We start from the raw sequence: 26,637 nt of genomic DNA on the forward strand, positions 1-26,637 counted from the left end.
CTGGCGCCTGACGCCAGCACGGGGTACAACTGGACCTTTTAGGAGGCCACCATGCTCCGTGTGTTTGAACGACGGCTAGACCCCTTCCCACCCGACGAGGCCCCGCCGCCACCGGTCGGCCTGCTGCGTTTTCTGTGGGCCTGCACGCGCGGCGCGCGTGGTTACGTACTGGCGCTGGCGCTGCTCAGCGCCGGTGTGTCGATCTACGAAGCCTGGCTGTTTTCCTTTCTCGGCCAGGTCGTCGACCTGCTCTCGACCTGGCAAACGGGCGGCGCTGAAGCGGCTCAGGAAAGCCGCGTGCTGTGGGGCATTGGCATCGTATTGCTGACCAGCATCGGGCTGGTGGCGCTGCGCACGATGGTGCAGCACCAGGTACTGGCGATCAATTTGCCGCTGCGGCTGCGCTGGGACTTCCATCGGCTGATGCTGCGGCAAAGCCTTTCTTTCTTTTCTGACGAGTTTTCCGGCCGTGTCACCACCAAGGTGATGCAGACCGCACTGGCCGTGCGCGAAGTGCTGTTCACCCTGATCGAAATCGCCCCCGGCATCGGCGTGTACTTCATCGCCATCATCGCGCTGGCGGGCGGTTTTGCCTTGAAGCTGATGCTGCCATTCATTGCTTGGGTCGCGCTGTTTGGGCTGGCCTTGCTGTACTTCGTGCCGCGCCTGGGCAAAGTCGGCCAGGAACAGGCCCATGCGCGCTCATCAATGACCGGGCGCATCTCGGACGCCTACACCAACATCACCACCGTGAAGCTGTTTTCGCATTCCAAACGCGAAGCGCACTTTGCGCGGGCAGCGATGGAGGACTTCAAACAGACCGGTTTTCGCCAGATGCGCCTGGTCAGCCAGTTCGAAATCGTCAATCAGGCCTTGGTGGTCGGGTTGATCATCGGCGCTGGCGGCTATGCCCTGTGGTTGTGGCACCAAGGCGAAGTCGGCACCGGTGCGGTGGCAGCGATTACCGCCATGGCCTTGCGCATCAACGGCATGTCGCACTGGATCATGTGGCAGATGACCTCACTGTTCGAGAACATCGGCACCGTGCAGGACGGCATGGCCACCTTGACCCGCGGCCCCAAGGTGCAAGATGCGCCGAATGCCGGGGTGTTGGTGACGTCGGGCGGCGCGGTGAGCTTCGACAATGTCAGCTTCAACTACAACGGTGAGCGGCAGGTGCTCGATGGCCTGAGCCTGAACATTCGCGCCGGTGAGAAAGTCGGCCTGGTGGGGCGGTCCGGTGCGGGCAAGTCGACGCTGATCAACCTGCTGCTGCGCTTTTACGACGTGGACCACGGCGCCATTCGCATCGATGGGCAAAACATTGCCCAGGTGACCCAGGACAGCCTGCGCAGCGCCATCGGCATGGTCACGCAAGACACCTCCCTGCTGCACCGCTCGATTCGCGACAACATCGCCTACGGCCGCCCCGACGCGAGCGACGCGCAAATCCGCGAGGCCGCCGCCAATGCCCAGGCTGACGGGTTCATCAACCAGCTGAGCGACCGCCAAGGCCACAGCGGCTACGACACGCTGGTGGGTGAGCGCGGCATCAAGCTGTCCGGTGGCCAACGTCAGCGCATTGCCATCGCCCGGGTAATGCTCAAGAACGCTCCGATCCTGCTGCTCGACGAGGCGACCAGTGCGCTGGACTCCGAGGTCGAAGTCGCCATCCAAGAAAGCCTTAATGAGATGATGCACGGCAAGACCGTCATCGCCATCGCCCATCGGCTGTCCACAATCGCTGCCATGGACCGGCTGATCGTGATGGATGAAGGGCGGATCATCGAACAAGGCACCCACGCCGAACTGCTGGCCCGCAACGGCACCTATGCACGGCTTTGGCAGCACCAGAGTGGCGGCTTCTTGGGTGAAGACCAAGGCGTAGCGGAGGCCATGGAGTGAGCCTGCGGGGTGGCAGCCGGTTGCGGCTGCCACCTGCCCTGCGCTGTTTGCATCGGGTCAGCATCGGTTATACTTCTTAATCATTTTTTACCCTTACCGTCGCTGACACACGAGATCGCATGAACACATCCCCTGCACTGCAACCGGGCGCCGACAGCAGCGAGGCCACTGCGCCGACCGACCTGAATGATCTGGTTGGCTACGCCTTGCGCCGCGTGCAGATGAAGGTGTTTCAGCACCTTGTCGAGTGCCTGACGCCCTACGACCTGCGGCCTGCACAGTTTTCTGCGTTGGCCATCATCGCGCAAAACCCAGGCCCTACGCAGGCCGAGCTGGCCAAGGCGTTGAACATCGAGCCGCCCCAAGTGGTGCCGCTGCTCAACAAGCTTGAAGAAGCGGGCCTGGCCCTGCGCGTGCGCAGCAAGGCAGACAAGCGCTCTTATGGTCTGTACCTGAGCAAAGCGGGTGAGAAGCTGCTGAAAACGCTGTATGGGGTAGCTGAAGAAAGCGACCGTGCCGCTACGGCCAATCTGGATGATGACGAGCGGCGGCAGTTGCTTGCCCTGCTGCGCAAGGTCTATTAGGCCCTGTACGCCTGCGCCTTAACGCATCCCCAGTTCGGCATCATCCATCAGCGCCTTGGCCAAGGCGCTTAGATAATGAGAGGCCCAGATCAGCTGGGGGTTGTCGTCCATTACGCCGGCGACGGTCAGGTCTCGCACAACGCCCATCAGTTCTGAGGCTTGCTCACGGGCGTCTTGGCAAGGGATGCCGGGCTCGATGCAGAACAGCGGCTGGGTCTTTTTTTCGCCCTGGTAGAACTTGGTCTTGCCGACCGTGGTTGGGGCTTTGTTGGCGTCTGTGGTCATTGTTCGGTCTCCCTGAAATTTCACCGCCTGTACGGGCCTCTTCGCGGGGCAAGCCCGCTCCCACAGATATACACAGGCCTTGAGACCTGCGGTGTACCTGTGGGAGCGGGCTTGCCCCGCGAAGAGGCCCGTACAGGCAACTCATTACCTGTGGCTTAATGCTGAGTCCGTGGCTGATGCGCCGGCATCTGCACCTGGATCAACGCCGACTCCAGCAGCACACGCAGTGCCTCCAGCTCATGCATCGTCGCCATCATCAAGATCGACACGGGTGATTTGGGCTGTAGGAGAATGGCCTGATTAGCCACGGACTGTGCGCACAGGGCGTAGTCCGCGGCCTGGATGAGGGTGTCTTCGAGGGAATGGTGGTTGTGGGGTGGATCGGGGACTATCTTCAACATCTTATGATTCCTTCTAAGTGGCAACCACCCGCCTGCTGTCAAACAGAAGGGTGGCAGCTGTACGTGGGTTGACAGACCGGCGGAATCACGAAGCTCCGGCGCACGCAAGCGTGCCCACACGTACAGCTGCCATAAAGGACGAACCGTATGCATGATTACCGTCGCGGCCTGTCAAAGCCGTGTCGTTGATGTGCAACGACACGCCGAGACTAGAGCGCTGCCTGAACAGCCGCAACGGAAAAAAGGCGGCAGGAGTATGTTTGGGAAATGCCCTACAAGGAAGGGGTTAAATCTGATTTCTTCTCTCCGAAGTTTCACAGCTGGACCTCTTCGCAGCGGTCATGCGCGGTCTGGGTAGGAGCAGCCTTGTGCTGCGAAGAGGCCGGTAGCAGCCCTGAAGATTCCCGGTTTGGTCACGGGCCTCTTCGCAGCACAAGGCTGCTCCTACACTGATATGCGTAAGCGTTGAGGACCAAATGACTTTGTGGGAGCGGGTTAACCCGCGAAGAGGCCAGACCAGGCAACACAGTAGCTGTGCTTTAGTGCTGGGGCCGCAGCCACCTGTACCGCGCTGTCGCTTGATCACTCGGAGTGGATGTTCAACTTTAGCTCGTCGGCGCCTGCTTCGGCTCATTCACCGGGTCGCCGTTGCAGTACACGTACGGCGAGCCATTTTGAGTAGCAAGCAAACCTGCACCCGCAGGCACCTGATAGCGGTGCAGTTGCCCATCGTACAAACGATCGCCATTGCCCAAGTGGTAAAAGCTCAAAGGGTTAAGCGGTTCGCCTTTAAAACCCAGCCAGGTGGTTGATGCTAAGTCGCGAACACGAAACCCATAGGGCAGGTAGCTGAAATAGACCGGGGCGGTAGATTGGCCGTGCTTGAGGCTGGCGAACACGGTGCCCGCAGCATCACGCAGTTCGAACGTGCAGGTCGTTGAGTCCCACACGTCATCAGTGGCCTCTGTGATTTGCTGCAAAAAGCACGAGGGGCTGTTATTGAGCAGTACCATCCGCCGTTTCGCTGACTTGCCGGTAAAGTGATCGCCCAGTTGTTGAACGGCATAGATCGACCCTTCCCGGTAGTGATACACCTCCCGCTGCTCACCTAGCACCACTTCCCTGATCCGCCCCTGAATGTCATAGGCAAACTGGTAATCCGCGCCCTCCCCCCCTGCCTGGCTGCTGTATGACTTGATCTGTCCATTCGCGTGATAACCGAGCTTGCGCTTACTGCGTTTCAAGGTGCGGCCGCGTTGATCGTTGACTTGCGGGTCGCCGTTCGATGAGATCAGTGCACCTGGGCGGTCTGGGTCATAGCCGTAAGTAGAAACACCTGGCCCCTTGCTCGACTTGTGGCTGCGCGACACAACGTTGCCATCGGTGTCGTACGTAAATATCTGCTCGGTATAGGCTTTGTTGCTGCTGCTGACAGGCGCATTCTCGCCCGTGCAGTACCATTTATGCAGACGCTCATCGCTGTCGTACGTGTAATGGTCGCTGCGGTACTCCTTGTCATCGACCTTTAGCACAGACTGCTTCAGCCGCCCATCACTAAGCAACGTTCGCTCAAGGCTCAGCGTAGGAAAGCCATCGCCACTGAAGGTGCGCGTAGTTTCATTGCCTGACGGGTCATAGGCGTAACTCACCGTGATCAAGGCGCCGCTGCAGACATCCTTGATAGTTTCCTGAGTGAGTTGGCCTTCGTCGCTGTAGGTGCTGGTTGTCTGGCATGCCGAACTGGCTGAACCGACGACGCGGTGATTGGTGTCGTACGTGAACGTTGTGGTAGTACCCGTAATGTCGTCGAAGCTGAGCAACTGGCCGGCCGCCGAGTAGATGTGCAGGGAGGTGGCCGTTTGCTTCGTACCCTTGAAGGTGGGCGCGCAGGCTTCACTGAATTGGCGCTTGGCAAGGTCCAGCGTGCCACTGTAGCCAGCAGCAAGGTAATCTGGCATGTCCTTAGGCTCAGCGTCTTGAAACAGCGTGGTGAGCGGCCCATCGCTGCCAACGGCGAGTGATTGTTGGCTCGCAAACTCCAAGCGCACGTTACCTACTGCACTATTAAAAAGAAGGAAGCGCGGGGTATTTTCTGCAGATTGATTGTCCATATTAAGCTATCACCTTTGGCACAAGAAGGATTTCGCCACCTAAGAAACAGTCACCACCTAAACTTTTTACGAGCAGCTCCACTGCGTTCACAGCGTCAGCACACCGTCAACCCGCTGCAGCACTCAGCACCTCGCTGCAGCGCTGATCATCTACTTGATCTTCCGAATAGTAAGAAAAGGAATTATACGCCGTTAAACCTTCAGCCCTAGGCGCGATGCTTTTGACTGCCGCCCTCAACGTGCCATGTTCAAAGGCCATGTTCTTAAGCGCTGGGTACACTTCAGCCCACAGTGGGTTAACCTTTTGGATCCTGTCCTCGAAGGGCTCGAGATTTACCTGAAGTATCATCCTACGCAGAATAGGAACTTTACGCCCCGTCACGCGATTGAATCGGCACTGATTAAATTGTGCAATGGGCAGCCCAATTGCCCTATCCTTCACATTATAGAAAAAAGCTTCAACGGGAAGCGCTCCGGCTGTTTCAGCCGTCCACGAGGTCACCTTGAAGTCATTAGGCACGGTGGTCTTTTCGGACGCCCGCTCAACGACCGCCAGTGCCGTCATGAACGCCTCCGTTACATCTGGCCCCTTAAGGGAGAACGCGCACCGCTTGTCGTAGGCCTTATCTTCAATGGGTGAATGGGCCTCAAACCAGGCCTTTGCATCTTTATCAATGTCACTCGACACCACACATGGCGCACTGCTGTCCTTCTTGTCCTCATACGCTCCACAACCTTTGTCTGAGCGTTTGTCCGAGGCACCATCAACGGGATAGACGCAGGTTGGCTGCAACTTCAATTGATCCGGTTGTTCTTGACCTGGCGGTGACACAATATAACCATTGGTGTATTCATACGCTAACCGTTCAAAGGATATACCGATGCGCACGTAACTAAACGAGGTATCGTGCGTCGCTCCCTTTCGGGGGGGATCCCACGCGTTAAAATGCTTTCCACGCGGATCGCCCACACCTCTTATCAATAGACCGGAACATTCGTAAGCCGGGCGATTATTCGGACAGGACTCTACATAAGCTTGATAGCGCAATGTAACTTTTCTCTCTATTTCCTTACCGTATCTATTGAGCTCAGGCCATGCCTGTACAGGCCCGATCATCGCCAGCATTATCAACCCTACACAATGTACACGCATCTATTAACCTCCATTTCTCAAGAGATAATGCACTCCACTGTGTGCTTCGCACGCCCTTGAATGACACACTGGATAGTGATGATCGTCTACTGGTAAAAATGATAGGTTGACGCGAATCGACTATGAGCTGGGCTCCTTATAAAGCTCCGAGAAACCCGCTCACCCTGCCTCACCCTCCGGTCATGCGCGGTCTGGGTAGGAGCAGCCTTGTGCTGCGAAGAGGCCGGTAGCAGCCCTGAAGATTCCCGGTTTGGTCACGGGACTCTTCGCAGCACAAGGCTGCTCCTACACCGAAATGCGTATGCCGCTTACAGGTCATCCACGAACGGCAGCGGTAGTTCGGCCATTTGCAGGCACTGCAAACGGTACTCAAAACGCAACCACAGGTGGTCAAAGAAGTACGCCGCCGTTTGGCGTTTGCGCCGGTAGAACGGTTGCTCCACTTGCATCAACGCCAAGCGTGCCGCTCGGGCCCAGGCATGGCCGAGCAACACCATCGCTAACGCTTGCAGGAAGTCACCCGCTGCCCGGTAGGCATATTCCCTGTCATCATGCCGCACAAGCCCACGCACCCAAGCGCGTAATCCTTCACTGGCGACGTGCAACTGCTGCGCCCAACGCCTGCCTTCGGCGTCACTCGCCAAGCCCGCATCTTCCAGCACGTGGTCGAGCAGCGCTTCCAGCGCCTCGCCACGGTCGCCCAACACCTTGCGCACGAGCAGGTCGTTGGCCTGAATCTCGTTGGTGCCCTCGTAAATCATGGCCACGCGGCTGTCGCGCACGGTCTGCTCGATGCCCGATTCGGTGACGTAGCCGTAGCCGCCAAACACCTGCAACGCGTCACTGGCCAGCTGGAACCCTTGCTCGGTGAAAAAGGCTTTGACCACGGGCGTGAGCAAGCCGATGCGGGCCTCCAGGGTGTGACGGGCCGCCCCTTGCGACTGCTCGGCAAGGTCGAGCAGATGGGCACTCCAATAGCCGATGGCGCGCATGCCTTCGGTCAGCGCCCGAGACTGCCACAACACCTGACGCACGGCCGGTTGGAAGGCCACCGGGTCCGCTGCGGCAGCTTGAGCACCTTCAGGGCGCACCACCGCACGCATTTGCACACGCGCCTGTGCATAGGCCATGGCACGCTGCCCGGCGCTTTCGGCGTGGGCCAAGCCCTGCAGCCCGACGTAGGTACGGGCACTGTTCATCATCACGAACAACGCAGCCAAGCCGCAATGGGGCTCGCCGATGAGCCAGCCTTGAGCCTGGTCGAAGCTGAGGCTGCAAGTGGCGCTGGCGTGAATGCCCATCTTGTGTTCGATGCCGGTGCAATGAACGCCGTTGGGCTGGCCGTGCTCAGTCAACTTGGGGACCAGGAACAACGACAGCCCGCGGCTGCCCGCAGGCGCATCGGGCAGCCGGGCCAGCACCAGGTGCACGATATTGTCAGTGAGGTCGTGCTCGCCCCCCGAAATGAACACTTTGTTGCCCGTCAGCCGATAAGCCCCCGCTTCAGCCACCCGCGCCTGCGTGCGTAGCAGCCCCACATCGCTGCCTGCCTGGGGTTCGGTCAGGCACATGGTGGGTAGGCATTCACCGCTGACGATCTTGCCCAGCCAGGCCTGGCGCAGCTCGGCAGAGCCAAACGTGCGCAGGCACTCGTAGGCGCCATGGGCGATGCCGCTGTACATGGCCCAGCCATGGTTACAGGCGTAGATCACTTCGTGCAGCGCAGCCCCGAGCAGCAGCGGCAGGCCCTGGCCGCCGTCCTCCACTGCGCAGGTCAACCCTGGCCAGCCGCCCTCCACGTAACGCTGGTAGGCCTGGCGGAAACCTTTCGGGGTGGTCACTTTGCCGGCGTGAAAGCTACAGCCTTCGCGGTCTCCACTCATGTTCAACGGCAGCAACTGGTGTTCTGCAAAGCGCGCGCCCTCCTCCAACAGTTGGTGAGCCAGCGCGCTGTCGACGCCGGCGAATCGCTCGGATTCAGCCCAGGCCGCAGGCGCTTGCAGCCAGTGATCGATCACGAAACGGATGTCTTGCAGCGGAGCACGATAGGTAGACACGTGAACCTCCTTTTCAGGTCTTGGCCAGTGGGTTTTCCAACAGCAAGGCCATGCCCTGGCCACCGCCGACGCAGGCCGATACCACGCCATAGCGCTGGCCACTGGCGCGCAATTGCCGCGCAACGCTGATCACCAGGCGCAGGCCGGTTGCGGCCAGCGGGTGGCCAAGGGCGATAGCGCCGCCACAGGCATTCAGCCGCTCCGGCGCGATGCCCAGCGATTGCTGCACCGCTACAATCTGCGCGCCCTGGGCTTCGTTGATTTCAAAGCAGGCGATGGCGTCCAGCGCCAGGCCTGCACGCTCCAGCAGCAAGCGAATGGCCGGCACCGGCCCCAGCCCCATCACCTCAGGCGCGACGCCCACCACGCTGCTGGCCCGCAACCAGGCCATAGGCGTGCGCCCAGCCAGCTGGTCTGCCGAACACATCAGCACCGCCGCTGCGCCATCCACCACCGCACAGCTATTGCCCGCGGTTTGCACCCCCTGCGGGTAAATTGTGGGCAGTTGCTGCAAACGCTCGAACGCGGTCGCACGCGGGTGGCTGTCTTCGGAGACGGCTTCAACGCCACGCGGCAGGCGAATGCCGCGTGGCTGCAAGCCGGGCGCTTCGAACACTTCATTGCCAACGCTGACGCACTCGTCGGCAAACCACCCTCGCGCCCGCGCAGCCATGGCCCGCGCGAAGCTCTGGGCCGCCCAGGCGTCTACTGCCGCCCGGGGGATGTGACAGTGCCGGGCGATGTTCTCAGCGGTCTGGATCATGCTGATGCCAACAGCGGGGTCGAACAGGGCTTCCCAGAGAAAGTCTTTGAAGCCGACTTCGCCGCCCAAGCGAAAACCGCCACGGTGGGTGTAGGCCACGATCGGATTGCGTGACATCGACTCGGCCGCCACACACAGTACGGTGCCCGCCTCCCCCGCCTGGATTTGCTCACCCGCCTGGCGCAGCAGTTCAAAACCGGTCGCGCAGATGCGTTGCACCATCAGCGCCGGCACCGCCTGGTCGACGCCACAGTACAGCCCGATATGCCGGGGCAGCATGTAGGCGTCGAAGTCGGCCTGGGCCATGGAGCCGGCCAGTACGCTGTCGACGTCGCGCCCCTCCAGCCCGGCGCGCTGCAACACTGCGCGGCCGGCCTTGATGCCCAGGTCGGTCGGCGAGACCAACCCGAATGCGCCATTGAGGTCGACCCACGGCGTGCGGATACCATCGAGCAACGCGGTCGCCGCAAACGCGCGGAATTGCCCCCGGGCCGTCATTGCGCGTCTACACGTAACGGCCCCTGCCCGGCGTACAGGCTGTCGATCAGGCCCTGGCGCAGTTGCAGAACCGCACGCTGGTTGATCGAGCCTTTGTCGGTGATCTCGCCGCGGTCGATGGACGGCGCTTCGTCGGCCAGGCCCGCGAACTGGATAAAGCTGGCGTTGCCCGTGGCGCCTCGGTTGAGGCTGGCCAACAGGCTCGACAGCCAGTCCCGCACGGCAGGCGATGCCAGCACCTGGGCATCACTGGCGTGGTCGCCAAGCCCGGCCAACTGCCGGCACTCCGGCAACCGCGGGAAGATCAGCAAGCCCAGGCACTCGCGGTCCGGGCCCAGTACCACGACGTCCAGCACATACGGGGCACCCTGCAGGATCACCTGGGTGCGCATGGGCCCGACGCTGACGAACACCCCGGAGGACAACTTGAAGTCCTCGGCAATACGCCCGTCGAACATCAGCCCAAGCTGCGGGTTGTCGGGGTCGCACAGGCGCACGGCATCACCGCTGCGGTAGAACCCTTCGTCGTCGAACGCCGCTTCGGTTTGCTGGGATGAGCGCCAGTACCCCGGCATCACATGCGGCCCGCGAAACCTCGCTTCGAGTTTGCCGTCCACCGGCACCAGCTTGACCTCGCAGCCCGGAGCCGGCAGGCCGATGTAGCCGGCGACCGACAGCGGCCCCGTGGTGAACGTGCACGACGGCGAGGTCTCGGTCATGCCCAACCCCGCCATCATGCGGATGCGTTCGCCACAATGGGCCACGGCCACCGCGTCAAGCCGGTCCCAGATGGCCTGTGACAACCCGGCGCCGGCAAAAAAGAACAGCTTCATGCGTTGGAAAAAACGTTCGCACAGGCTGCTGTCCTGCTCCAGCGCCTTGACCAGTTCTTCCCAGCCCTTGGGCACGGTCAGGTACGCCGTGGGGGAAATGTCCTTGAGGTTGTGCAGCGTCTGGGCAAAGCCTTGCGGCGTCGGCTTGCCATCGTCGATATACAGCGTGCCGCCGTTGTACAGCACGATGCCCACATTATGGCTGCCGCCGAAGGTGTGGTTCCACGGCAGCCAGTCGACCAGCACCGGCGGCACTTCGGCGAATTCCGGAAAGGTCTGCAACAGCATCTGCTGGTTGGCGCAGAGCATGCCTTGAGTGGTTACCACGGCCTTGGGCAGCTTGGTGGAGCCGGACGTGAACAGGAACTTGGCCAGGCTTTGTGGGCGCAACGCGGCAAACGCTTGGTCGGCGCAAGGGTGTGCGGCGGTGGCCAGCAGTTCGGCGAACGGCGTGCTCGCCCGGCCTGGCAGTTCGCCCTCGCCCAGCACCAGTGTCACCGAGGGCTCGAACACCGCATCAATGGCTCTGCCATAGGCTGCGTCGGCCGCGAACACCAGGCCCGGTTGCAGGGTCTGGACGATATGGCGCAGCTTGCCAAAATCTTGGGACAGCAGTGAATAGGCCGGCGATACCGGGCAATACGGGATGCCGGCATACAGTGCGGCCGAGGCCAGTTGCACATGCTCAAGGTCATTGCCCGAGAGGATCACCAGCGGGCGTTCGGCGCTCAGGCCTTGATCCAGCAACCAGGTGGCGATGCATCGAACACGCTGCAACATGGCAGCGTAAGTAATGTGCTGCCACTCGCCATCGGCACCACGGCGGGCAACGAACGTTTGCTCGCCGCGCTGTTCGGCCCAATGCAGCAAGCGCTCCATCAGCCGTGCCGGGTAAGCAGCAAGGGGTTCCACTGGGTCGAGGTAGAGGATGTCGCCTTGCTGGCGCACCTGTACCTGAGGCTGCCCGATCTTGACGGCGCGCAAGGGCGCACGCTGGGCAACGGAGAGGGTTTCGCAAACCATGAAGGCTACCTCTGCCTTAGTGCGCCCGAGGGCCGAGAGGCCCCCAGGTGCATTCGCTATTGTTGTTGTGAGTGCGTGGGTTAGATCGGGTAGTGCCGGGCGCCCTGCTGCACGGTGACCCAGCGCAGCTGGGTAAAGGCGTCGATCGCCGCCGTGCTGCCGAAGCTGCCGTAACCACTGGCCTTGACCCCGCCAAAAGGCATCTGCGCCTCGTCATGCACGGTCGGGCCATTGATATGGCAGATGCCCGACTCCAGGCGCTGGGCAAGGGCCAGGGCGCGCTGGGTGTCACGGCTGAAAATCGCCGCGCTCAGGCCAAACTCGGAGTCGTTGGCCAGGGCCAGCAGCGCTTCGTCACCGCTGGCGCGCAGCACCACCGCGACGGGGCCGAACGACTCTTCGCGGTACAGCTTCATGTCGGCGTTGACCTGGTCGAGCAGCACCGGCTGCATAACGCTGCCCGTGCGCTCACCGCCCGCCACCAGGGTCGCGCCCTTGCTGACGGCGTCATCAACCAGCGCCTGTATGCGCTCACCGGCCCCGGCATCGATCAATGAACCCAGCGGCGCATCGGTTTGCGCAGGGTCCGCTGCGCGCAGGCTGCGGACTTTTTCACCGAGCTTGGCGACGAACACATCGGCCACGGCCTGGTCGACGATCAGCCGCTCGGTGGACATGCAGATCTGGCCCTGGTTGAAGTAGGCACCAAACGCTGCGGCATCGACCGCGGCATCCAGGTCGGCATCGGCCAGCACCAAGAACGGCGCCTTGCCGCCCAGTTCGAGCACCGCGGGCTTCAAGTGACGCGCCGCCAATTGCCCAACGATGCGCCCTACATGGGTAGACCCGGTGAAGTTCACCCGGCGCACCGCCGGGTTCGCGATCAGCCGCTCGACCACCGCCGGCGCATCGTGCGGGGCGTTGCTGATCACGTTGACCACGCCATCCCCCAAACCGGCCGCCTGCAACACCTGGCCGATCAGGCCATGCACCGCCGGGCTGGCTTCGGAGGCCTTGAGTACCACGGTGTTACCGCACGCCAAGGGCATGGCGATGGCCCGTGTGGCCAAAATCACCGGTGCATTCCACGGCGCGATGCCCAGCACCACGCCGCAAGGTTGACGCAGGGCCATGGCAAAGCTGCCGGGCACGTCGGAGGGGATAACGCTGCCCTGGATCTGGGTGGTCATCGACGCTGCTTCGCGCAGGATGTTGGCCGCCAGCATCACGTTGAAGCCGTACCAGTTGGCCTTGGCCCCTGTTTCCCCGGCCATGGCCAGGAATTCGTCACGCCGGGCGTCCAGCGCATCGGCCGCCCTCAGCAAGCGCGCGCGGCGCTCGCCTGGCCCCAGCGCAGCCCACGCGGGGAACGCCGCCTGGGCTGCTTCGACCGCCGCATCGGCGTCGGCCAGGGTGGCCGCAGCCACCACCGACACCACCTCGCCGCTGACAGGATGGCGACGCTCGAACGTGCCGCCGTCGCTCGCCGCACGGGCCTTACCGCCAATTAACAATGGCACCTCGAACATCGGGCATTCCTCTTTTCTGATTATTCGGGAATGAACGTCAAGATCACTCAGCGCTTGTAGGCTTGCAGGCCAGGCTTGATGCTCTTGTCGTCAAGGAACTGCTTCAAGCCCTGCGCACGCCCGTGCTCCGGGTCACGCAGTTGCGCCTGGTCGAGCTTGGCGTACAGGTAGTCTTCGTTCTGCTCCCAGGTCAACTCGCGGCAGCGCTTGAAGCCGTTTTTGGCGGCGCGCAGTACCACCGGGTTTTTGTCCAGCAGGTCCTGGGCCAGCAGTACCACCTCATCACGCAGTTGCGCCAACGGCACGCTTTTGTTGACCAGGCCCATTTGCGCGGCTTTCTGCCCGTCGAAGGTCTTGCCGGTCATGATGTAGTACAGCGATTCACGGTGGCCCACGGTGTCGGCCATGGCTTTGCTGACCAGGTTGCCCGGTGGGATGCCCCAGTTGATTTCAGACAGGCCGAAGGTGGCCTCATCGGCGCAGATGGCCAAGTCGCAGGCGACCAGCGGGCTGAAGCCGCCGCCGAAGCACCAGCCGTTGACCATGGCGATGGTTGGCTTGCTGTAGAAGCGCAGCAGCTTCCACTGCCATTCGGAGGCATCGCGGCGGATGCGCTCTTGAAGAATCTCCGGGCCGGCGTCCACCTCGCGGAAGTACTCCTTGAGGTCCATGCCGGCGGTCCAGGCGCTGCCTTCGCCGGTCAATACCAGCACACGGGCGTCGGCGTCCTGCTCGACGGTTTCCAGCACATCGCGCATTTCACGGTTGAGCGTAGGGCTCATGGCATTGCGCTTTTCAGGACGGTTGAAGCTGACCCAGGCGATGCCTTGCTCGACGGTGACTTTCACGGTCTGCCAGCGGTTGTCGTATTGGCCCATCACACACCTCTTGTACTGATTGTTCGTTGTGGTTGGCCGAACATTAGCCCGGCCATTTAGTTAAGTCAATTAACCATTAACAAAATTATCTATTTAACTTCGAAGGCGTCGTAGACGACGGCATTGCCCAGGCGCATGGCACTGCCGACGCCCACCGTGCGGTTGAGCCAGGCGTACTGAGGGGCCGAGGTTTCAAAGTGCATCGTGATGCGGAACTGGTACAGGCTGGGGTCGACATCCTCGCCGGCGGCGACTTTTTTCATCACCTCGGGCGGGCCGAAGCGATAGCCCTCGGTACGCAGGTAGATCAACGCGCCGTCGTCGGTCTGCAGCAGGTAACGGGTGTCGATGATCGCGACGCCCTCGGGGGTGACCACCTGCCAGTCCGCGCCATTGTTGAGGATGTTGCCCTTGAGCCGGGGGCCCTCGAAATGCCCACCCGTGATGGGGATGATTCGCCGTTTGCCTTGTCCGCTGGTGGCGCCCAATTCCCAGATCGGTGCCACCAGGTCAACGCTGAAGCGCGCCAGCGGCTCGAGCTTGAGCCGCGGCGGTTCATAGCTCGCGGCCTGGGCAAGTGCGGCGCAGCTGCTCAAGCACAGGGCGATAAGCCCTTTACGCAGGCTCATGGCGCCACCCCTTGCGAAGCCGCAGCCTCGGTGGGCGGTGCACGCCGCCCCAGCAGCGCCATCGCCGCCACAGCCGCTACCACCAAGCCCGGCGAGGCCGCCAGCAACAAGCCCCCTACCCCGGCGCCAGCGGCGAGAATCTGCCCTGCCGCCAAGGGCCCGGCCATCGACCCCAGCCGGCCCACGGCCACCGACGCGCCCACCCCCGTGGCACGCACGTGTGTCGGGTACAGCGTGGGGGCCAGTGCATACAGCACCAACTGGCCGCCGATGGCGCAATAGCCGGCGGTAAAACCGGCCAACAGGATCAAACCGAAGGTGGTGGACAGGCCCAGCCCCGCCAGGGAGGCGAGCATACCGGCGTAGGCGATCAACACCGCACGCCCAGCGTGCCCACGGTCCATCATGCGCCCGGTCAAAAATGACCCCGCCGCGCCGCCCAGGTTGAACAGGATTTGCACCGCGCCGGCCTGCGGCCGCGAATAGCCCTGGCCGATCAGCAACGAGGGCAGCCAGTTCAGCAGCATGTACAGCACGGTCAGGGTGAAGAAGCATGCCAGCCACAGCAACAGCGTGCGGCTCGCACGGCCGGGGCCGAACAGTTGCGCTGCCAGCCCGTTCTGCGTGCCGCTGGCGGCGGCCTGGGCGCGAAACGCCTGGGACTCCGGCAGCCAGACCATCAGCACAAAGGCAATCGCAATGGGCGCAAAACCGCCCACGTAGAACACCGTGCGCCAGCCCTCGCCCAGGCCCGCCATGCCAATCACCGAAGCGATGGCGCCACCTAGCGGCACGCCGCAGTAAGTCAGGCTGACCGCCGTGCTGCGCAGGCGCTCATGGGCGGCCTCACTGGCCATGGCGATAAGGATCGGCAGCGCCGCGCCCAGCCCCAGCCCGGTCATCAGCCGCGCCACCAGCAGCGATGGGTAGTCCCAGGCATGCGCGGTGGCCAACGAGAACCCCCCGAACAGCAACACGGCCAGGATCAGGATGCGTTTACGCCCCATGCGGTCCGCCAGCCAGCCGCCGACGAAGGCGCCTGGCAACAGGCCGAGTAAGCCGGCACTGAACACCCAACCCAGCATGGCGGGGGTCAAGGCGAATTCCTTGGCCATGTGGGGCGCGGCAATGCCGGTGGCTTGCAGGTCGAGCCCTTCGAGCAGCGCGACGAGAAAACACAGGCCGATCGTCAGTACCGGCCGGTGCGATTGTGCGATTGAACCACTCATGTGCAGCCCTCTTGTTGTTATGCGAATAGGAGTCAGAGCCTGAAGGTCGCACGTACCGACACCAGCGAGGCGTCGTCGCCCCCGGCATCGCGGATGGCGGCGCCGATGTCGTAGTACTTCAGGTCCAGGTCGAGCGTCAGGTTAGGCGTCGCCAACCAGCGGGTGTTGACGCGGTAGATGGTGCCCACGTGTCGGCCGGTGTCGCGGGTGTTGGCGAGGATGCTCATGCCGGGCATGTATACGCCGTCATGGGTGTTCTGCTTCCACACCTCGAAGATACCGGGTTCGAAACGCAGGGTGCGCCAGGGTGAAAAGCCAAAGGTCGGGCCAATGACGAGGATGTTGCTCAAGGTGGTCAGGCTGGCCTCGCCGTACACGCCGTTGCGCGGGTACAACGGGTCGAAGGTACCGACTTTGCCATCGCCCAGGTCGCCGTCACCGCTGGCCGCGTCCAGACGCATGGCCAGGCGTGGGGCCCAGGGGTGGTTGAAGGTGTAGCCGGTGTCGCTGGACACCGCCCAGGCACGAATGGAGGCGTTGCCCAAATGCCCACTCTGGCCGGCCAAGTCCCAACTCCAGTCCAGGGCCTGGTAACGGCCGAACAGGCGGGTGCCGAACGTGTAGCGCTGTTCATCACCGGTTTCACCCGCCAGGGCGCGGTCGTCGGTTTCCAGGCCAAAGGCGAACAGGTCGATGTTCCAGGCCTGGGTCAACGGCAGGGTGCCGTACAGGCCATAAAACTTGACCCCGTTGTTACTGCCGTCATCCCAGCTGTCCTCGCCGGTCTTCACCGGCCGTACCGCAAAGGCATCGAGCTTGCGCCCGTCCTTGAGGTTGAGGCTGGCGCGCAGGCCGTCGAAGGTCTGGCGGATGTTGGGGGAGTCGCGGTACGTGACGAACACCTGGTTGCCGAACGCCATCTCCTGGCGGCCGACACGGGCCGTGTAGCGCCCGCCGTCAATGTCATGGTTCAGGTCGATAAAGGCCTGGCGCACTTCGTTGCGGCTTTCGTCGTTCGGTGAGTACAGGTCCTTGCCGAACGCGCGAGTGTTCTCGACTTGCACAAAGGCACGCAGTGCGTCGTCGAACAGGTGCAGGTCGGCGTGGGCTTGCAGGCGCTGCATCAGGTAGGAATCGTCTTTGATCCCGCGCAGGCCGAAGAAGGGTTTGTCCAGTGAATCGGCGCGATAGCGCGCTTCCGCGCCCAGTTGCAGCCATGCGCTTTCGGACAGGCGATGGTAACGCAGGCCATCGAAAGGATCGCGGGCTTTACCTGGGTCATCCAAAAAGCGGTAATCCTCGACCCAGCGCGGCGCGCCAGGCCGCCCTGGGCGGCTGTCTTCCAGGGGGCTCGCCGCTTGTGAAAGCTGGGCGATTGATAACAGCGCCAGGGACAGACATGCCCCCGTCAGCGGCTTCGTCATCAGAATATCCTTTCTTGTTGTTGTGAAAATGGATAACTCTGTTAACGATTATTTTGTTTAACGATGATGGCGTCAATAGCCGTCAGCGCTTATCGCATACAACGAGGCGCGATCACTGTTCGCTGATCGAACAGTTTTTAAACCCGCTATTTAGGCGGTTTGCCTGAATGAGCCCGGACAGAAGCGTTTCAGCCAGTGTCGTCGCCGGCCTTCATTCCTTGACAATATAATTAAATAAAAAAATCATGTAGTGCACCCAACCCACAATAATAAAGAGAAACCCATGATCCCCTCCAAGCCCTTGCTCGCTTTCAGCCTGCTGCTGCTCGGCGCCAGCCAAGCGTTCGCCGCGCCAACCGTTAAACAACCCAACATTTTGCTCGTGGTCGCGGATGACCTGGGGTTTTCCGACCTGTCTGCGCTGGGCAGCGAGATTGCGACCCCGCACCTGGACAAGCTGCTGGCCGACGGGCGCCTGATGCTCGACTTCCATGCCTCACCCAGCTGCTCGCCCACCCGCGCCATGCTGATGTCCGGCAACGACCCGCACCTGTCCGGGGTCGGCATGATGGCCGAGTCGCGTGGGCGCCTGCCGGCGGGCAGCGAGGTGCAACCGGGGTATGAAGGGGTGCTGGGCGCCAATGTGGCCACGCTCGCCGAGTTGTTGCGCGATGCCGGTTATCGCACCTACATTGCCGGCAAGTGGCACCTGGGCATGACGCCCGCGCAGCAGCCGCAAAACCGCGGCTTCGACCAGGCGTACGTGTTGCTGGAGGGCGGCGCGGCGCACTTCAAGCAAACCAACATGGGCCTGCTGCCCAACTACAGCTGGAGCTTCCGCCACAACGGCGAGCCGGTGGAACTGCCCAACGACTTCTACTCGACCCGCTGGTTCACTGACCGCCTGATCGACGTCATCGACCAGGGCAAGGCAAGCCAAAAGCCCTTCTTCGCGTTCGCCGCCTACACCGCACCGCACTGGCCGCTGCAAGCGCCCGACGCGTACCTGGCGCAGTACCGTGGCCGCTATGACCAAGGCTACGAACAGATCGCGCGCGAGCGGCTGCAGCGCCAGCGCAAGGCCGGGCTGGTGCCTGCGGACTTCCCGATGGAGCCACAACTCGAAGGTGTGCCGAGCTGGGCGTCGCTGACCCCGGAGCAACGGCAACAGTCAGCACGCACCATGGAGGTGTATGCCGCGATGGTGGCGGCACTGGACGCCGAGGTGGGCCGCCTGGTGGACCACCTGCGTGAAACCGGCGAGCTGGACAACACCCTGGTGTTGTTCATGTCTGACAATGGCCCGGAAAACGCCAACCGCGTCGATCCGGAATGGATCAAACGCAATTTCGATAACCGCCTGGACAACTACGGCCGGCCTGATTCGTTCCTGATGATCGGCTCGGCATGGGCCCAGGTCAGCGCCCTGCCCAGCCGCCGCTACAAGATGACCACCTACCAGGGTGGCATCCGCGTACCGGCCTTCGTCCACTACCCGGCCACGATAAAACCCGGGCGCAGCGAAGAACTGGCCAGCGTGCGCGACATCATGCCGACCTTGCTGCAACTGGCCGGTGCTTCACTGCCTGGCATCAAGTACCGCGACCGTGACATCGTGCCACCGCAAGGCACCTCGGCCCTGGCTTACCTTGAAGGCCGGGACACGCAGATCCACCCCCGCGACGAGGCCATGGGCTGGGAAATCAACGGGAACGCCTCACTGCGCAAAGGCAACCTCAAACTGCTGTTCGACACCACCGACGCAGCACCGGCGTGGCGCTTGTTCGACTTGAGCAAGGACCCAGGCGAGCACCATGACCTGGGCGCACAACAGCCCCAGCAGGTGGCCGAACTGCTGCGCGACTGGAAAAGCTACGCCCAGCGCAACAACATCGTTATCACGACCGAGGGCCGGCCTGTTTCCCCCGCGCTGGTCAGCAAGCCATGACACCCCGGCTGCTCGGGGGCGCGGCACTCGCCCTCGGCGTGCTTGCCGCCGCCTATGCGGCATGGCCCGCAGCCCCTGCACCGGCGCTGCTGTGCAGCGGTTACAGCGGTGTACCCGCGCCCCGCGAGGGGCCGGGGCGCGACGGCATGGTGCGGCTGCCCGGTGGCACCTTCAGCTTCGGCTCAAGCCGCTTTTACAGTGAAGAAGGCCCACCGCACCCGGCCAAGGTTTCGGCCTTCTGGATCGACGTGCACCCGGTCACCAATGCCCAGTTCGCCCGCTTCGTGCAGGCCACCGGCTACGTGACCCAGGCTGAACAGGGCATCGACGCGCAAGCGGCCCCTGACCTACCTGGCACGCTGCGGGTGCCAGGGGCGATGGTGTTCAAGCAGGGTGCCGAGGTATTACGGCCGGGCTGGCAGTTCGTTGCCGGGGCGAGCTGGCGCCACCCGCTGGGGCCCGATAGCCATTGGCGTGAGCGGGCAAACCACCCGGTCGTGCAAGTGACCCTGCGCGATGCCCAGGCTTACGCCCAATGGGCCGGCCGCACACTGCCCACCGAGGCCCAGCTGGAATACGCCATGCGCGGTGGCCTGCAGGATGCGGATTTCAGTTGGGGCGCTACCGAGCAGCCCACGGGCAAACTCATGGCCAATACCTGGCAGGGCCAGTTCCCGTATCACAATCAAGCGCTTGATGGTTTCACGGGCACCTCCCCCGTCGGATGCTTCGTGGCCAATGGCTTTGGCGTGTTCGACGCGGGGGGCAATGTCTGGGAGTTGACCCGCAGCGGCTATCGCCCTGGGCATGATCAGGCCCGCGATGCCGCACTCGACCCACAAGGCCCGGCGCTGGACGACAGCTACGACCCTGCCCAACCCGGCACGCCAGTGGCGGTGATCAAAGGCGGGTCACACCTGTGCTCGGCGGACGCGTGCATGCGCTATCGGCCTTCCGCACGGCAACCGCAGACGGTGTACCTGGCGACGTCTCATGTCGGGTTTCGGACGGTGCGGCAAGCAGAGGGCGAGTGAAGTTGCCTATAGCGCTGCAGCCTGCGCCAGCCGCTGGGTGGCAAGGCGGATTTCATCCACATCCAACGAGGCAAACCCCAGCCGCAAGGCGTTCTCGCGGTGGCCAAACGGTGAAAACTGGCCGCCGCCACGCACCACCAGGTCCAGCCCCAGCGCGTTGGCCGCTAACTGGTCGACGTCGAGGGTGTCGGCAAACTTCACCCAAAGCGCCAACCCGCCTTCCGGCTCCTGCACCGCTATCTGCTCGCCAAAGGCATCGCGCAGGCAACTCAACAGGGTTTCCCGTCGCCGCCGATACTCCGTGGACACCCGGCGCAGGTGCTTTTTCAGTTCGCCGTCATTGATCAGGTCGGCCAACATCCGTTGCATCACCGCATCGCCCTGCCCCAGGGTCAGCACCGCTGTGCGCTCAAGCACCTCGATCACATTCGGTGGCGCCACGATAAAGCTGCAACGGAAGGTACTGCCCAACGACTTGGACAACGAGCCGATGTAGATCACGTGGCGTTGCGAACGGTCGCTGGCCAGCGGCAGATAAGGGCGCCCGGCAAAGTGGTACTCATGGTCGTAGTCTTCTTCGATCACGCAAAAATCATGCAGCCGCGCCAACTCCAGCAGTTGCTGCCGGCGTGCCGCATGCAGGCTGACCGTGGTAGGGAACTGGTGATGAGGGGTGAGGTACATCATGCGCACGTCGTGCACCCGGCACAGCGCGTCGATCTGATCGACCCGGCAGCCTTCCTCATCCAGGTCAACGGTGACCAACCGCGCGCCTAGCTGGCGGAAAATCTCCCACGCCGGCGGGTAGCTCAGGCGCTCGACCAGCACCACGTCACCCGGCTTGAGCAAAGCGCTTGCCGTGAGGTACAGCGACATCTGCACGCCTTGGGTCAGGCAAATATGCTCGGCCCCCACATTAAGGCTGCGGTTGTGGCGCAGCATGTCGGCCAATGCACTGCGCAGGTACTGGCTGCTGCTTTCGCAGCCATGGCGCACGGTGTTGGTGGTGAAACTGTTGCGCAAGGCCTTGCGGTAATACCGATGCAGCACGGCCTGGGGCAACAGGCGGTGGTCACAGGCGCCGTTATCGAAAAACAGCGCGCCAGGCCGATGTTGCAGCGCCGTCACCTGCTCGCTGTTGGTGAAGTAGGGAACGGCAGGCGCCTCGTGCAGCGCCAGGGCAAATGACGGCGGCGTGCTGTGGGCGGCCAGCGTGCCGGCAGCGAGCCGGGTGCTGACGAAGGTGCCCCGGCGTTGCACGCTCTCCAGCCAGCCTTTGGTAACCGCCTCTTCGTAAGCGAGGATCACCGTCTTGCGGTTGACATCAAGCAGTTGCGCCATTTCCCGCGTGCCGGGCAACAGCGTGCCGGGGCGCAGGCGGCCCTCGACGATCGCGGTCACCAGACCCTCGACGATCTTTCTGTACGAAGCCTGCGGCTGAGCCCCGTCGAGCTTGAGCAACGGCCGCCATTTGCGAAGCTGGACCATGTGAATTATCCAGAACTGGAGGTTCTTATGGTCCTAGTCTAACGCAACAATCAGGCCTCTCTCGCCCCCAATTCAGCCCTGAGGTGTGTATGCAGCAACGCCATGTCATTGAACTGTCGCCCTCGGGCAAACGCTTCGAAGCCGCAGAAGGCTTGCTGCTCGACGCCATGCTCGCCAGCGGCCTGTCGGTGCCCTTCTCGTGCCGCCGCGGGGCCTGCGGGTCGTGCAAGGTCCAGGTGGTGTCGGGCCAGTACCGGGACAAGCAGCGCAGCGCAGACATGCCCGCGCCCTGCTACCCCCTGGCCGCCAACGAGATGCTGTTGTGCCAGAGCCATGCCTGCAGTGACATGCGCCTGGAAATCCCAGGCTGGTCGCTAGACACGCCAACGCTGGCCATCACTGCCCATGTGCTGAGCCAGCGCGCGCTGAGCGTCGACATCAGCGAACTGGTGCTGCAGCCCACCCAGCCTCTCGAAGTGCGCGCCGGCCAATACGTCAGGTTCTGCCTGGACAATGGCGACAGCCGCTGTTTCTCCATCGCCAACCTGCCAGCGCAGGACCAGGGGCGCTTGGTGTTTCATATGCGCAAGGTCAGCGGCGGGCTGTTTACCGAACGCGTGCTGCCCACGCTGCAGGTGGGCGATGCGCTGCAGTTGGAAGGGCCGGTGGGCGCCTGCACCTGGCAGCACGAAGAACAACGCCCGGTCGTGCTGTTCGCCACCGGCACGGGCTATGCCGGCATCAAGCCGTTGTTGCTGACGGCGCTTGCGGGCCATGCCCCGGTTACGCTGTATTGGGGCGGTTCATCGCTGGCCGACTTCTATGACGGCGCGTTCCTCGACCAGGCCAGCCTTGCCCACCCACACTTTCGCTGGCACCGCGTGCTATCGGCCCAAGCCCGCGTGCAGCAGGTCGCGCTGACCCATGCCCACCGGTGGGCCGATACCCAGGTCTATGCCTGCGGCAACAGCGCGATGATCACCAAGGCCCGCGAACAGTGCCTGGCAGCGGGCGTGCAGGCTCACCGCTTTGTCGCCGAGGCTTTCGTTGCCAGCGGCGCATCGGCGCCGGCGGCTGCGTCGCTGAGCACGCTGGACCCGGTGCTGGAAAAAGTCGGCCCACGTTACTCGTTGGACGGCATGCTCGCAGCCCGCGAGCAATCGGTGCGGGCCCTGGCAGCCATTGTCAGCCAACTGAAAGTCGGCATGACCACTGCCGAGGCGTTGCAGATGGCGGCCGAGACGCTGCAGGCGATGGGCGCGTCGCACACCTGGCACCCGACCTATATCCGCTTTGGCGACGACACCATGCGCACACCCCGCCAAGGTATCGACCCACAGCGCCAACTGCGCGCCAGCGACATCGCCGTGGTCGACCTCGGCCCGGTGTGGGATGGCTACGAAGGCGACTACGGCGACACCTTCGTGTTTGGCGAGCACCCGCTGTATCACGCCTGCGTCAAGGCCCTGCACGAAGTGTTCGAAGAAACGCGCCAAGCCTGGTGTGCGGGGTTGACCGGCCGTGAGCTGTACGACTTCGCCGAACACAGCGCCCTCGCCAAAGGCTGGCAGCTGGAGCGCAACCTGGCCGGGCATCGCATTGCCGACTTCCCGCATGCCCTGTTCGGGCAGGACAAACTGGCCGAGTTGGACATCGTGCCGAGTGAGATGGTGTGGGTGCTGGAGATTCAGCTGTGCCACCCCACCGAGCCGGTTGGGGCGTTTTTCGAGGACATTCTGGTTGGCCAAAACAGCCCACTCATCAATGAACAAAGGTCATAAGTACATGCCGATTCAGCTTGCCCGATTAGCCTGACCCAACATCATGAAAACAAGGCAAACAACTGACTGCGAAAGTGAATGCCAAGCCGGTCAAACGCCCGGTTGCGGTAGGTTTTCACCGTGCTCTCCTTGATGCCCAGGTCGGCGGCGATGCCGGCGTGGGTCATGCCCTGAAGCAGGCGGATGCAGATGTTCAACTCTTGCGTGGTCAGGTCGGGGCAGCGCTGGAGCAGCTGCTGCCGAGGGTCCTTGACGGGGTTCAGGGCTTTCAGCGCCAGGTGCCCACGCAAGAGCTGCAACAACGCCGGGCTGAGCGCTTCGCACATCTGCAGTTCACGGTCGTTGAAATAGCCTTGGTCGTGGTGGCGGTAGAGGTTGAACTGCACCGGGCGCGCCTGCTCGTCCAGGTACACACTGGACAACCGTTCGATCATGCCGTTGCGCTGGTAGATCGCCTCGCGGTAGGGCCCGTGGCGGATGTCCTGTGCGACCAGGTGGCCGACTTGCCCAGGGGCCGCCTTCAAGGGTTCGAACAGCGGGTCGTAGCGATGGTAGTGCTCGATGTACGCCTGGCCGCACCGCAGCACCAGGTTGGTGTCCGGGTGGCGGGTGCCGGCCGCCAGTAGCTGCGGCCGCGCGCCGTCCATGCGCAGCACGGAAAAATGCTGGCAAGCCGCCCATTGGCCCAGGCAGTCCAGCAACGCACCGGGAAAACCGGGCGTCCCCAGCGTACGGGTCAAGTCGCTAAATGGGCGTATTTCCGCTGGCAAGGTCGATGCCTGTGGGGTGCTGAGACGAATCATGGCGGCACTCGGCTATTTATTGTTTTTTAATCGAGCGAACAGCGCCCGATAAATAGTTAACCTATTAACTATCAGTCTGCCGCCAATCATTGTCCTTGTCCACCTCACGGGTGACAGCCCTGCCAGACGCTCGTCCGTAAGCTGGCCCGACAACGACAATGAGCGCAAACACCCATGGACCTCCACCCCCTCGACCTGCGCGTCACGCGCTACGCAGCCGAAGCCAAGGACGTCGTTCTGATCGAACTGCGCGCCGCCGATGGCCGAGCACTTCCGCCCTTCAGCGCGGGTGCACACCTGGAAATCCGCGTCGCCGGCGACCTGCCACGGCACTACTCACTGCTCAATGCACCCCATGAACGCGACCGCTACCTGATCGCTGTGGGCCTGGCGCCTGACAGCCGCGGCGGCTCGCGCTTCCTGCATCAGCAACTGCGCCTGGGCGACACCCTCGCTTGCAGCCTTCCCCGCAACCATTTCCCGCTGGACGAGCACCTGCAACGTTACTGCCTGGTAGCAGGCGGCATCGGCATCACCCCGATACTGGCGATGCTGCGTTGGTGTCAGGCGCACGACAAAGACTGGCGGTTGGTGTACTGCGCCCGCAACCGGCAACGCGCCGCGTTCTATGAAACGTTGCGCGAACTGGACCCTGCGCGGGTGCACCTGCACTTCAACGACGAAGCGGGCGGCCATCTGGATACCGCTGGGCTGCTCGACACCCTGCGCGACGACGAGCACCTGTACGCCTGCGGGCCGGCGCCAATGCTCGATGCCCTGCAAGCCGCTGCAGGGCCACGCGCCGAACGCCTGCACATCGAACGCTTCAACGCCGCGCCGGCCAGCACCGAGGGCGACAGCGGCTTCACCGTGCACTTGAGCCGTAGCGACCGAAGCCTCTGGGTCGCGCCCCAGCAAACGATCCTCGAAGCCCTCGAGCACCATGGCATCGAGCTGCCGTTTTCGTGCCGCGCCGGCCTCTGCGGCAGTTGCGAAACCCGCGTCTGCGCAGGCGTGCCAGACCACCGCGACCTGATCCTCTCGGACGCCGACAAGGCCGAAGGCCGCAGCCTGATGATCTGCGTGTCGCGTGCCCTCGGCGACAGCCTGGTGCTGGACCTCTGAACCGCCCCACCCTTCTTGAAGGAGCAACCCCATGTCACTGCCAAGCAGCAACCTCATCGCGCATGCGCGCAAGGCCAGCGAACCGATGGCCAACCGCGAAACCCCATTCATCTACAACGAGTGGTACGTTGCCGCCTTCGACGATGAAGTCGGCCGGCATTTGTTGGCCCGGCGCCTGCTCGGCCGCCGCGTGGTGATGTACCGCACAGAAGCGGGTGAACCGGTGGCCCTGGAAGACCGCTGCGCGCACCGCTCGTTCCCGCTTTCGCGCAGTCACCTGCAAGGCGACACCATCGTCTGTGGCTACCACGGTTTTCGCTACGACGCCGCCGGCGACCTGACCGAAGTGCCGTCCCAGAAAAACTGCCCGCGCGGCATTGGCGTACGCCGCTACCCGCTGGTGCGCCAGGGGCCGCTGCTGTGGATATGGCTGGGCGAGCAAGCCCTCGCCGACCCGGCGCTAATCCCCCATCAGGCGTGGATCGACGACCCGGCCTGGGCCTGCACCTCCGGGTATTTCCATCACCCGGGCAACTACGTCAGCCTGCATGAGAACCTCATGGACCTGACCCACCTGAGCTTCCTGCATGCCAACACTATCGGCACCCCGGACTACGCCAGTGCCCCGTACAAACTGGACCTCAAGGAAGGCCATTACACCCTGATCCGCGAAGTGGTACCGACCACCCTGTCACCGGTCTGGGGCAAGACCACAGGCCTGGAAGGCTGTGCCAGTGCAGCCCGCATTGCCACCTCGGAGTTTCTCTCCCCGGCCCTGCACCGGGTCAGCGTGACCTTCTACGACAGCGCGCAACCGGCCGAGCAACGCCAGCAGTTTCACATTCGTACCGCGCACATCCTGACCCCGGAAACCGCCAACAGCCTGCACTACTTCATTGTCCATGGCCGCGACTTTGCGCAACACGACGAAGCCTTGGGCGACTACATGCACGAGCAGCTGTTCGCCGCCTTCAACGAAGACGTCGAAGGGCTCGGGGCACTGGAAGCCGCGCTCGACGACCGTGACGACCACCACTACGAGATTTCCGTGGCCAGTGACGCGCCGGCCGTCGCCACCCGCATGTACCTGAAGAAACGTGCCGATGCCGAACGCCTGCACACCAGCCGCAAGGCCGGCTGAAGGCAGCGCAGGCCG

The 26,637-nt window shown here is 63.0% G+C and carries 21 protein-coding genes; 7 read left to right on the top strand and 14 right to left on the bottom strand.

Features of this window, described 5'->3' with window-relative positions; all coding sequences use genetic code 11:
* The first annotated feature begins 51 nt into the window (after positions 1-51).
* Positions 52-1,905: an ABC transporter ATP-binding protein gene (locus tag AC5PZ0_RS19495; RefSeq protein ID WP_265968264.1), complete on the top strand. Its 1,854-nt coding sequence runs from the start codon at positions 52-54 to the stop codon at positions 1,903-1,905.
* Positions 1,906-2,024: 119 nt separating this feature from the next.
* The gene (locus tag AC5PZ0_RS19500) at positions 2,025-2,489 is read left to right on the top strand and encodes a MarR family winged helix-turn-helix transcriptional regulator (protein ID WP_050580787.1); all 465 of its coding nucleotides are present in this window, start codon (positions 2,025-2,027) and stop codon (positions 2,487-2,489) included.
* An 18-nt stretch (positions 2,490-2,507) separates the two neighbouring features.
* On the opposite strand, the gene AC5PZ0_RS19505 is transcribed toward AC5PZ0_RS19500, so the two are convergent.
* The 12 genes from AC5PZ0_RS19505 to AC5PZ0_RS19560 all read right to left on the bottom strand — a co-directional run bounded on the left by AC5PZ0_RS19505 (position 2,508) and on the right by AC5PZ0_RS19560 (position 17,302).
* Positions 2,508-2,774: a DUF3077 domain-containing protein gene (locus tag AC5PZ0_RS19505; RefSeq protein ID WP_493855543.1), complete on the bottom strand. Its 267-nt coding sequence runs from the start codon at positions 2,772-2,774 to the stop codon at positions 2,508-2,510.
* A 155-nt stretch (positions 2,775-2,929) separates the two neighbouring features.
* A complete protein-coding gene (locus AC5PZ0_RS19510; RefSeq protein WP_027596371.1) occupies positions 2,930-3,175 on the bottom strand; it encodes a hypothetical protein in 246 nt (81 codons plus the stop codon).
* Positions 3,176-3,780: 605 nt separating this feature from the next.
* On the bottom strand, positions 3,781-5,286 hold the full coding sequence (locus tag AC5PZ0_RS19515; RefSeq protein WP_493855544.1) for a hypothetical protein: 1,506 nt from the start codon (positions 5,284-5,286) through the stop codon (positions 3,781-3,783).
* Positions 5,287-5,392: 106 nt separating this feature from the next.
* Positions 5,393-6,412, bottom strand: coding sequence for a hypothetical protein (locus AC5PZ0_RS19520; protein ID WP_493855545.1), 1,020 nt, complete (start codon positions 6,410-6,412; stop codon positions 5,393-5,395).
* Positions 6,413-6,747: 335 nt separating this feature from the next.
* A complete protein-coding gene (locus AC5PZ0_RS19525; protein WP_493855546.1) occupies positions 6,748-8,496 on the bottom strand; it encodes an acyl-CoA dehydrogenase family protein in 1,749 nt (582 codons plus the stop codon).
* Positions 8,497-8,509: 13 nt separating this feature from the next.
* Positions 8,510-9,757, bottom strand: a complete 1,248-nt coding sequence (locus AC5PZ0_RS19530; protein ID WP_493855547.1) for a thiolase family protein — start codon at positions 9,755-9,757, stop codon at positions 8,510-8,512.
* A complete protein-coding gene (locus AC5PZ0_RS19535; protein ID WP_493855548.1) occupies positions 9,754-11,613 on the bottom strand; it encodes a feruloyl-CoA synthase in 1,860 nt (619 codons plus the stop codon). The genes AC5PZ0_RS19530 and AC5PZ0_RS19535 overlap by 4 nt, the downstream gene beginning before the upstream one ends.
* An 80-nt stretch (positions 11,614-11,693) precedes the next feature.
* On the bottom strand, positions 11,694-13,142 hold the full coding sequence (locus tag AC5PZ0_RS19540) for an aldehyde dehydrogenase (RefSeq protein WP_099429655.1): 1,449 nt from the start codon (positions 13,140-13,142) through the stop codon (positions 11,694-11,696).
* Between the two features lie 47 nt (positions 13,143-13,189).
* The gene (locus AC5PZ0_RS19545) at positions 13,190-14,020 is read right to left on the bottom strand and encodes a p-hydroxycinnamoyl CoA hydratase/lyase (RefSeq protein WP_033698578.1); all 831 of its coding nucleotides are present in this window, start codon (positions 14,018-14,020) and stop codon (positions 13,190-13,192) included.
* A gap of 89 nt (positions 14,021-14,109) precedes the next feature.
* On the bottom strand, positions 14,110-14,649 hold the full coding sequence (locus AC5PZ0_RS19550; protein WP_493855549.1) for a DUF3237 domain-containing protein: 540 nt from the start codon (positions 14,647-14,649) through the stop codon (positions 14,110-14,112).
* Positions 14,646-15,878 (bottom strand): 3-(3-hydroxy-phenyl)propionate transporter MhpT, encoded by a 1,233-nt coding sequence (gene mhpT, locus AC5PZ0_RS19555; protein WP_099429657.1) that lies wholly within the window; start codon positions 15,876-15,878, stop codon positions 14,646-14,648. Before mhpT ends, AC5PZ0_RS19550 begins: the two co-directional genes overlap by 4 nt.
* 32 nt (positions 15,879-15,910) lie before the next feature.
* Positions 15,911-17,302, bottom strand: a complete 1,392-nt coding sequence (locus AC5PZ0_RS19560; RefSeq protein ID WP_099429658.1) for an alginate export family protein — start codon at positions 17,300-17,302, stop codon at positions 15,911-15,913.
* Between the two features lie 283 nt (positions 17,303-17,585).
* On the opposite strand from AC5PZ0_RS19560, the gene AC5PZ0_RS19565 reads away from it, so the two are divergent.
* Positions 17,586-19,250: an arylsulfatase gene (locus AC5PZ0_RS19565; protein ID WP_027596360.1), complete on the top strand. Its 1,665-nt coding sequence runs from the start codon at positions 17,586-17,588 to the stop codon at positions 19,248-19,250.
* Positions 19,247-20,284 (top strand): formylglycine-generating enzyme family protein, encoded by a 1,038-nt coding sequence (locus AC5PZ0_RS19570; protein ID WP_493855550.1) that lies wholly within the window; start codon positions 19,247-19,249, stop codon positions 20,282-20,284. Before AC5PZ0_RS19565 ends, AC5PZ0_RS19570 begins: the two co-directional genes overlap by 4 nt.
* A 6-nt stretch (positions 20,285-20,290) precedes the next feature.
* On the opposite strand, the gene pdxR is transcribed toward AC5PZ0_RS19570, so the two are convergent.
* The gene (pdxR, locus tag AC5PZ0_RS19575; RefSeq protein WP_099429660.1) at positions 20,291-21,772 is read right to left on the bottom strand and encodes a MocR-like pyridoxine biosynthesis transcription factor PdxR; all 1,482 of its coding nucleotides are present in this window, start codon (positions 21,770-21,772) and stop codon (positions 20,291-20,293) included.
* Between the two features lie 89 nt (positions 21,773-21,861).
* Here pdxR and AC5PZ0_RS19580 point away from each other — a divergent pair, with 89 nt between their 5' ends.
* Positions 21,862-23,553, top strand: coding sequence for a M24 family metallopeptidase (locus AC5PZ0_RS19580; RefSeq protein WP_493855551.1), 1,692 nt, complete (start codon positions 21,862-21,864; stop codon positions 23,551-23,553).
* 41 nt (positions 23,554-23,594) lie between these two features.
* Here the strand turns inward: AC5PZ0_RS19580 and AC5PZ0_RS19585 are convergent, their stop codons facing one another.
* The gene (locus AC5PZ0_RS19585; protein ID WP_099429662.1) at positions 23,595-24,356 is read right to left on the bottom strand and encodes a helix-turn-helix transcriptional regulator; all 762 of its coding nucleotides are present in this window, start codon (positions 24,354-24,356) and stop codon (positions 23,595-23,597) included.
* Between the two features lie 174 nt (positions 24,357-24,530).
* On the opposite strand from AC5PZ0_RS19585, the gene AC5PZ0_RS19590 reads away from it, so the two are divergent.
* Together AC5PZ0_RS19590 and AC5PZ0_RS19595 are read left to right on the top strand one after the other, a co-directional pair.
* Entirely contained in the window at positions 24,531-25,481 is a 951-nt protein-coding gene (locus AC5PZ0_RS19590; RefSeq protein ID WP_454243504.1) for a PDR/VanB family oxidoreductase, read from the top strand.
* 31 nt (positions 25,482-25,512) lie between these two features.
* A complete protein-coding gene (locus tag AC5PZ0_RS19595) occupies positions 25,513-26,622 on the top strand; it encodes a Rieske 2Fe-2S domain-containing protein (RefSeq protein WP_099429664.1) in 1,110 nt (369 codons plus the stop codon).
* Positions 26,623-26,637: the final 15 nt, after the last annotated feature.

This window comes from Pseudomonas sp. 5.2, from assembly GCF_059025405.1.